Source organism: Candidatus Methylomirabilota bacterium (assembly GCA_036001065.1).
In the GTDB taxonomy this organism is placed as follows: Bacteria; Methylomirabilota; Methylomirabilia; order Rokubacteriales; family CSP1-6; genus MNEF01.
The window spans coordinates 1-8,740 of sequence record DASYUQ010000013.1 but is presented as its reverse complement, the minus strand read 5'-3'; the positions used below and the strand labels follow the sequence as shown (position 1 = coordinate 8,740).

Here is an 8,740-nt window from a genome sequence, read left to right as displayed (position 1 = left end):
GCTGTCGCGCCTCACCGCACCGTGAGCGTGAGGTTACCGCCGAGGAGACTGAAGCTCGCGGCCCCCGTCTGTAAATAAACCTGGACGTCCACCGTCCCCGCCGAGAGCCCCGGGAGATTGGGCGCGATCGCCGTGGCGCTGGTGGGGAAGGGCACGGTGAGCGTCGTGCCGCCTGCGAGCGCCGTGGCCCGGGCTTGGGCCAGGACCACCCCATTGCGGGCGAAATTGACCACCGGCAGCCCGAAGCCCACGTTCGCAAAGCCGCTGCCCGTGATGGTGAAGCTGGCCGGCGGCGCCGCCAGGTCGATCGAGTTGGGCGTGATGGCGGGAGCAGGCCGGGTATCGGTGATGGTGAGCGGCGCGCTGCCGAGCAGACTGTAGCTCGCGGCCCCCGACTGTAGATAAACCTGGACGTTCACCGTCCCCGCCGAGAGCCCCGGGAGGTTGGGCGCGATCGCCGTAGCCGCGGTCGGGAAGGGCACGGTGAGCGTCGTGCCGCCTGCGAGCGCCATCGCCCGGGCTTGGGCCAGGACCACCCCATTGCGCGCGAAATTGACCACCGGCAGCCCGAAGCCTAGGTTCGCAAAGCCCCCACCCGTGATCGTGAAGCTCGCCGGCGGGTCGACCAGGTCGATCGAGGTGGGCGTGATGGCGCTCACGCCCGGGGCCGGCCGCGTGTCGCTGACCGTGAGCGTCGCGCTGCCGAGCAGACTGTAGCTCGCGGCCCCCGACTGTAGATAAACCTGGACGTTCACCGTCCCCGGCGAGAGCCCCGGGAGATTGGACGCGATCGCCGTAGCACTGGTGGGGAAGGGCACGGTCAGCGTGGTCCCGCCCGTGAGCGCCGTGGCCCGGGCTTGGGCCAGGATCACCCCGTTGCGCGCGAAGTTGACCACCGGCAGCCCGAAGCCCAGGTTCGCGAAGCCGTTGCCCGTGATGGTGAAGCTGGCAGGCGGCGTGGCCAGGTCGATCGAGTTCGGCGTGATGGCGCTCACGCCCGGGGCCGGCCGCGTGTCGCTGACCGTGAGCGTCCCGCTGCCGAGCAGACTGTAGCTCGCGGCCCCCGTCTGCAGATAAACCTGGACGTTCACCGTCCCTGCCGAGAGCCCCGGGAGATTGGGCGCGATCGCCGTGGCACTGGTCGGGAAGGGCACGGTGAGCGTCGTGCTGCCCGTCATCGCCGTGGCCCGGGCTTGCGCCAGGATCACTCCGTTGCGCACGAAGTTCACCACTGGCAACCCGAAGCCTAGGTTCGCAAAGCCCCCGCCCGTGATCGTGAAGCTGGCAGGCGGCGTGGCCAGGTCGATCGAGTTCGGCGTGATGGCGCTCACGCCCGGGGCCGGCCGCGTGTCGCTGACCGTGAGCGTCCCGCTGCCGAGCAGACTGTAGCTCGCGGTCCCCGTCTGCAGATAGACCTGGACATCCATCGTGCCCGCCGAGAGTCCCGGCAGATTGGGCGCGATCGCCGTGGCCGCGGTCGGGAAGGGCACGGTCAGCGTCGTGCTGCCCGTCATCGCCGTGGCCCGGGCTTGCGCCAGCACCACCCCGTTGCGCGCGAAGTTGACTACCGGCAGCCCGAAGCCCAGGTTCGCAAAGCCCCCGCCCGTGATGGTGAAGCTGGCCGGCGGCGCCGCCAGGTCGATCGCGCTGGGCGTGATCGTCAGGTCCACCCGGACCTGAACGAGCGGCATGTAGATGTTGTTGCCTTCGTGGGTCTCCACCACCAGGTTGTCCGCATCGGCCTTGACGATGACGTAGTACGCGCCCGGAAGCGTCCCGGTGGGAATGGTCATCGCGGTCGAGCCCGCGCTGATCGCGCCCGGGGCGAGCGCGGGCACCGCGCGGCTTTCCAGCAGGACGTCAGTCGCGTCGAGCACGGCATCAGGCGAGAGGTAGAACTTCGTGGTCGAGGCAGGCGCCGGCCCGCCGCCCTGGTTCATGGTGGTGTCGCTCACGGTGAAGGCCGCGCCGGCGCCCACCGCGGCCGGGACGGAAAGAGCCGAGACGATGAGATCCGGGGGGATCTCGTCGCTGATGATCGTTACGGTCGCCCTGCCCGGCGTCCCGACGATATAGGCCGGGTCCGCGCTGAGCGTGACGATGACCGTCTCGTCGGGCTCGACGAGCGTGTCATCGAGGGGGATCACGACGATCGTGGCTGTCGCCGAACCCGCCGGAATCGTCGCGCTTCCGGGCAGGGTGAGATAGTCGCTGCCCGGAGTTGTGGAGCCGCTGACGGCGTAACCGACGGTCAACGCCTCGTCAGTGGGGCCGGTGCGGCGCACCGTGAACGTAGCCGTGGTCTGGCCTGCCTCCGTCGCGACGGCGTCGGTCGCGACAATCGTCACCACCGGCCGGTTGACCCCACCCAGCACGATCTGCGCCGACTGGAAGAGGTCGAGGCGGCCGGCACCAAAGCTGTCATCGGGGCCTGCGAGGCCCAGGTCCACGGCTCCTTGAACGAGGACGGCTTCCAGCTCGTCCACGGTCAACGTAGGGTTGACCGATCGGAGCACGGCGACGGCGCCCGTCACGTGCGGGGTCGCCATCGACGTGCCGCTCGACTCCACATAACCGCCGGGGATCGACGAAACGATGCCGACGCCGGGGGCGCTCAGGTCAGGCTTGACGGAGCCGTCGCAGGGAGACGGGCCTCGCGCACTGAAGAATGCGATGTCGTCGAAGAAATCCGTCGCGCCTGTCGCGAATGACTCCGGACCGGCGCCAGGGCTCCGAACGCTTCCCTCGTCGGGTCCGTCGTTGCCCGCGGCGAACGCCGGGAAGATCCCGGCAGCGCGAAGGGCCTGCACATCCGCCCGAAACTCCGTGATGCAGCCGGCGGTGCCGAAGCCCCAGGAGCTGTTGACGACGTCCGGGGCGTTGGCCGGATCTCCCCCCGGAGCGAGGAACCACTCGAAGATCTGGTGAAAGGCCGACGTGAGGCCGATCCCCAGGTCGTTCCACGCCTTCGCCGCGATCCATTTCGCGCCGGGGGCCACGCCGATGTTCGACCCGGACGCGTCGCCCCCCACCGCCGTCCCGGTCGTGTGAGTGCCGTGGCCGTTTGGATCGAAGGGGCTCGCGTGCTCGCGGTAGGGGTCGAACCAGCTGGTGTTATGGTTGCCTCGGTATCGCGGCTGCAGATCCGGATGGGTCAGGTCCACGCCGGTGTCGAAGCTCCCGACCACGCTGCCGACGCCGGTGTAGTTCGGGTTGAGTGTCCATACCTCGGGAGCCCGGATTTGTGCGATGTTCCACTCGCTGACGGAGGCGCTGGGCCCGGGCGTGGCAGCGGGTCGGATGGGCTGGGGCGCGGGGATAGACGCATCCGGGCGAACCTCCCAGACGTCAGGGCGGGCGGCCAGGCGGCGAATGACGGGCTCGGTCGCGGTGACCGCAAGGCCGTTGAACACCCAGAACGGGATCACGCGTTGCACGGAGCCCAGCGACTGCTCGCGAGCGATGAACGCCAGAATCGAAGCCTGATCCCGGTTGGCGACGTCCCGAAGGACGTCCACGACGGCCCTCTTCCGCGCCAGTCGTTGGCCGCGCGGCACGGTGGCGGCGGCGGCTGCCGGGTCCGCCTGGTTCACCATTTCGACGATCACCGAGAGCGTTCCGCCCTGGGGCAGCGCGCTCAGGCGCGTCTCGAGCTCCGGATGTAGGCGGCCGGCCCAGGCCGCCTGACTGAAGATGAGGAGCGATGTTGTGAATACTGCGGCCAGGATTCGCCGGTTCATGCCCGGCTTCCCGAGGTGAGGCGCGTCGGGTGCCTCCTCTTCAACAGCAAATGGTCGGGCTCTGCGGACCCTGGCTACGTCAGGGGGGAGTAATCTTTACACAAATCCCTCGCGTCGGCTACCGCCAAAAAGGAGGACTGTGGAGGCTCAGAGCCCGCGGGACCGCACGCGGAAGTCGACGTTGTCGCGGACCCACTTCCACAGGCGCGCCTGCTCGGCCGGCTGGGCCCCCGGCATGAGTTGGGCGCGCCAGCCCTTCATCACTTCCACCTCGGTCGCCCACAGCCTGACCCGCTGCCGGGGGACGTGCCGGCGCCAGTTGTCGCCGACCTTCGGGCTCGCGTAGGCCAGCCGTACCGTGATGTTCTTGGAGAGGTATTCCAGCGGCCGGAGATCGATCTGCCGGTACAGGGCCATCGGATCGTCCTTGAGGTTCGGCACGGGGATGTCGGGAACGCCGTCGCTGACGACCATCACCGTGATGGCGCTGAGGACCAGGCCGCGCTCCTTGGCGATTCGGGCCACCTGGACGAAGAAGGGGTTGAAGTCAGTGAGCCCGTCGGTGGGAACGAACCACCTCCGCAGATCCGTCTCGATCTGGGCGATGTCCTTGCCCTGGAAGTCGTGGATGGGCCGAAAGGCCTTCGGCTCGCTGGACTGCCGGCCTCCGATGGCCGCGACGAACAGGTTGCGCGGCTTGCCGAGCCCCCCCAGACCGTTGAGATGGCCGTACAGGTAGTAGGCCAGAAAGCTCATGGCGTTGTCGTAGTCCTGGCGGAACGAGCCGCTGGTGTCCACGCCGACGAAGAGCGTCTCCCGTGGCTTCCCCTCGGTCGTCTGGGCGGCCAGGGCGGCGGCCGCGGACAGGACGAGGCCGGCGACCAGCGACGCAGCGGCGAGACGCAGCGGCGTCGTCATACGTTGCCCTGCTTGCGCGGCTGGAGCTGCCCCACGCCGGCCAGGGCCTCGCGCGTCTCCATCACTTCCTTGAGACCGCGGAACGGCAGGCTGAAGAGGGGGCGGCCCGTCAGCACCACCATGCTGAAGTTCAGGGCCGCGGCGATGAGATGGATGACGGGCAGGGCCAGGTATTCCAGCAGCTCATCGCTCCTCTCGTGCAGCCAGCCGATCTCACGCTTGAAGTCCTCGAGCGGCGCCCGCCACCAGGCCATGGCCGCCTTGGGCAGGTCCCGCGCCATCGCCCGGCCTTCGGTGCCCTCCATCGGCTGCCGGGAGATGAAGGCCAGCAGCGGCGGCGTCCCGTACCGCCCGAACAGGAACCACGTCATGCCCCGCACGCCGACCCAGCCGAAGGTGGCCAGGGTCAGGGTGAACACGATCCCCGGCCGGAACTTGTCGCCCGTCTGCTGGGCGATCCAGGGCGTGACGGCGTCGACCAGCTCGCGATAGAGGAACATCACCTCGAAGATCATGACGAACATCTCGACCAGGACGATCTGGACGATGAACTTGAACTCCCGCTGCTTGACCGCTTCGACCAGGGCCTGGACGCAGGCGAAGCTCCCCATGATCAGCAGGAACAGGAAGAACCACAGGACGGGTCCGGCCAAGCGCGGGATCTGCTCGGCGCCGACCATGTCGGACAGCACCTCCGACACGGTGGGGAACAGCGTATAGGTGAAGATCGTGGTCTCCAGCATGCACCAGAAGACCAGCATCACGAAGGCGATCCAGGGCACCCCGGGCTGGAAGTACTCGCTGGTCATCCGGCCCGTCACCGTGAAGGGGATCAGGATCACCTGATGCAGGGCCTCCAGGATCATCTTGACCGCCATCCGGGTGAGCGCGAACACCCAGCCGGCGACCACGGCGGCCATCCGGAACATGCCGACCCAGTACAGCCAGACCGCGCGCGCGCCGTCCCACCAGGTCACCAGCATGGTGGAGACGAAGGCGATCCGCCGGGACCGAAACGGCAGGGTGTAGATGGAGAGCTGCGTACACCAGATCGCGGCGATGCCGAGCAGGACGGGAAACAGCAGGAAGAAGAGCTTGGCCGCAGTGATCCACCCCGAGGAGGAATCGAGGAAGAAGTCGAGCAGCATCCGCTGCAGGCGCGGGATCCAGATGATCGGCGCGGCGAGCAACTCCGCGACCTCCCGCCACCGCTCCGGCACCCTGGTGATCATCTGCTCTAGCATTCCCCCCACCTCCCCGGACGAAATCGGTCCCCTTCGGATAAGCAAGGTTCTGGCCGTGTCGGCGGGCCACAAATGCTTGATTTTCTAAGGGGGCGATGGCCTGGCCCAGGACTTTTTGTCACGTCGCCGGGCCAAGTTGGACCCCGCGCCGTTCCCTTCGAGGCGCTCAGCGGAGCGGCCGAGCGGCGATCGCCGCTCAGCCGCTCCGCTGGCGCGGGGACTTACACGGGCAGCTCGCTCGTCGGATGGGCGGACTGAAACCGGCGATAAAGGTCGCTCACCGGCTTCTGCAGATGGCTCAACTGCTCCATGATGCCCGCGAAGGCCTCAGCGGCCGACGCATGCTCGCCCTGGTAGAACTGCACTTCGCCTTGCAGCCGGCTGATCTCCTTGCGGAGCTCCCCGACCTCGGTGCGGAGCCGCTCGCAATCCTGTTCGACGTTCTGCATCTTGCCCTTGAGCCGGTCCCGGTCGTCGAGAAATCCGGGAATGAGCCGACCCGTCAGGTACTGGCTCTCCTCCAGCCACCGATCGATCCGCTGCCGGTCCTCCAGTATCTCGGCGTCCTGCATTACGTTCGCCTCCTCTCCGTCGCGCACTGGGGTGGATAGTTCGGGACGCGAGCGCGCCGCGCGGTCACGCGTGCGCGCGCCCGACCCGCGTTCCGGCCGATCCCGGAGCGCGCGATCGGGACCTTCGTCTGGGCGCCGATCGACCAGCACCGGGGTGTGCCGATCGCCCTGGAGGCGCCACTGCAGATGTTCGTGGGGAGCCGGCTGGGGAGCGGGGGACGGTGAACCTGGCCTGTTGACTGACGGCGTGCGGAGCTGACCCGACCGTGGTTCCCTCCCAAGATGTTGAGCCGGTCGTCACTCTAGCAACTACATCTCGTGGTGCCAAGAAAAAACCGCGGGCCACCCCGATCTGAGAAAATTCCTCCACAATCCGGGCAGTGAGCGACCCGACTCCCCGCCCCACGCGCGGCAAGCGACGTGATTTCCTCGTCACCGCTCCTGGCATCGGTGTTGCCACGGCGAGCGAATGTCGTGAGGATCACCTGCACGTGGTGTCAGCGCGAAGGCCAGGCGGGCGGGCCGGAGGGTCCCCCCGCCAGGTTCTTCGCGGAAGGCGACGCCGCGCTCCGGTCTCGTTCGGAGGCGAGCGCGGGGCGACGATCCCGGGCTTTGCCGGCCGATTCCGCGACGATCGCTCGAGTCGCCGAGGCCCTGAAATTCACTTCCGGCGTGGATCTCTGCGACGATTGCCTCGGCGCCCACATCGGCCTGACGCCGGCCCAGGTTGACGCCGCCGCCTCACGGCTGGCCAACTCTCCCGACTTCCTGCGCGACGAATGGCGGTGGGGACAGTGCGGGGCGCGGACCCGGGTCACTCGGGCCCGGTCGCGGGGCGTCAAGGCCAGCTGAGCGCCTCCGGTCCCCGCCCGGCGACTCGCGTTGACCGGAGCGGCGTCGCTCGGCTAGCATCCGCCCACAGCGCATGGACCTGCCCCGGACGGCGAATGCGGTCGTCATCGGCGGCGGCGTGGTCGGTTGCAGCATCGCCTACCATCTCGCCCGGCGGGGCCTGCGCGACGTGCTCGTGCTGGAGCGCGAGGCGGTCGGCTCGGGGACCACCAGCAAGGCCGCCGGCGGCATCCGCGCCCAGTTTCCCACCGAGACCGAGATCCGCTTCTCGCTCGAGAGCATCGAGGTCTTCGAGCGTTTTCGGGAGGAGTTCGGCGTCGACCCCGGCTACCGGCAGATCGGCTATCTCTTCCTCGTCTCCGAGGCGGCCGACCTCCGCGGGTTCGAGGAGCGCATCGCGCTGCAGCGACGCCTGGGCGTCGACGTGCGGGTGATCACCCCGGCCGAGGCCCGGGAGCTCGTCCCCGCGCTCCGCGTGGACGACCTGATCGCGGCCGTCTGGGGACCAAAAGACGGCTTGGCCGGCCCCGCCGAGGTGACGGCCGGGTTCGCCCGGCGCGCCCGCGAGCTGGGCGCCCGGATCGTCGAGGGCGCGGAGGTCACCGCCATCGAGGTCGAGCGCGGGCGCGTGCAGGGCCTGAGGACGTCCCGGGGCGCGGTCGCCGCACCGCTCGTGATCAACGCGGCCGGCCCCGCCGCCGCCCGCGTCGGGCGTCTGGCCGGCCTCGATCTTCCCGTGCATCCGCGCCGCCGTCACATCTTCTTCACCGAGCCCTTTCCCGAGATTCCCGGGCCGGTGCCGCTCACCACCGACCGCGCCAGCGGCTTCTACTTCCGCAAGGAGCTCGAGCAGGTGCTGCTGAGCCCGGGCGACGTCCAGGATATCGGCGAAGATCTGGTGGCTCCGGTGGACTGGGGCATGGTCGAGGAGGCCGTGCAGAAGGCGGTGCACCGGCTGCCGATCCTCGAGAAGGCGCGCATCGCCGGGGGCTGGGCGGGCCTCCGCCCGCTGACGCCGGACGATCACGCGATCATCGGGCCGGCGCCCGGCGTGGAGGGCTTCTTCCTGGCCGTCGGCTTCGGCGGCCACGGCTTCCAGCACTCCCCCGCCACCGGGCGCGCCGTCGCCGGGTGGGTGCTGGACGGCAAGCCGTCGATGGACCTCGCGCTCTTCGATCCGGGCCGCTTCCGGCACGGCGCCGTGGCCCACGATCGTGGTCCCGACGCCGAGTAGCGCAGGAAGATCGGGAGATGCTCAAGAGCGGGAGACGCTCTGTCGCTGGTCAATGAAAATGTCATCCCTTACTGCAACGTGAAAATGTCATCCCCCCGGGGGTATCGGCGTCCGCCGGTTCTTGGCCGCGATCGCCCACGTCGCCGCGCGTCGCCACGGATGCGAAGGCGCGGGGCGCCA

Annotated in this window: 5 protein-coding genes; 1 reads left to right on the top strand and 4 read right to left on the bottom strand. The window is 69.0% G+C overall.

What is annotated here, in order from left to right:
* Positions 1–11: 11 nt before the first annotated feature.
* From VGV13_01310 to VGV13_01295, 4 genes are all read right to left on the bottom strand, one after another.
* Positions 12–3,740, bottom strand: coding sequence for a S8 family serine peptidase (locus VGV13_01310; GenBank protein ID HEV8639722.1), 3,729 nt, complete (start codon positions 3,738–3,740; stop codon positions 12–14).
* A gap of 147 nt (positions 3,741–3,887) precedes the next feature.
* A complete protein-coding gene (locus VGV13_01305; protein HEV8639721.1) occupies positions 3,888–4,658 on the bottom strand; it encodes a hypothetical protein in 771 nt (256 codons plus the stop codon).
* Positions 4,655–5,902, bottom strand: coding sequence for a hypothetical protein (locus VGV13_01300; GenBank protein HEV8639720.1), 1,248 nt, complete (start codon positions 5,900–5,902; stop codon positions 4,655–4,657). The genes VGV13_01305 and VGV13_01300 overlap by 4 nt, the downstream gene beginning before the upstream one ends.
* 221 nt (positions 5,903–6,123) lie before the next feature.
* Positions 6,124–6,474, bottom strand: a complete 351-nt coding sequence (locus VGV13_01295; protein HEV8639719.1) for a hypothetical protein — start codon at positions 6,472–6,474, stop codon at positions 6,124–6,126.
* 925 nt (positions 6,475–7,399) lie between these two features.
* On the opposite strand from VGV13_01295, the gene VGV13_01290 reads away from it, so the two are divergent.
* The gene (locus VGV13_01290) at positions 7,400–8,560 is read left to right on the top strand and encodes an FAD-binding oxidoreductase (protein HEV8639718.1); all 1,161 of its coding nucleotides are present in this window, start codon (positions 7,400–7,402) and stop codon (positions 8,558–8,560) included.
* Positions 8,561–8,740 lie beyond the last annotated feature (180 nt).

Bases quoted from the DNA above. Each gene is read 5' to 3' on its own strand.
- VGV13_01310 (HEV8639722.1), bottom strand. From the start codon at position 3,740: ATGAACCGGCGAATCCTGGCCGCAGTATTCACAACATCGCTCCTCATC.
- VGV13_01305 (HEV8639721.1), bottom strand. From the start codon at position 4,658: ATGACGACGCCGCTGCGTCTCGCCGCTGCGTCGCTGGTCGCCGGCCTC.
- VGV13_01300 (HEV8639720.1), bottom strand. From the start codon at position 5,902: ATGCTAGAGCAGATGATCACCAGGGTGCCGGAGCGGTGGCGGGAGGTC.
- VGV13_01295 (HEV8639719.1), bottom strand. From the start codon at position 6,474: ATGCAGGACGCCGAGATACTGGAGGACCGGCAGCGGATCGATCGGTGG.
- VGV13_01290 (HEV8639718.1), top strand. From the start codon at position 7,400: ATGGACCTGCCCCGGACGGCGAATGCGGTCGTCATCGGCGGCGGCGTG.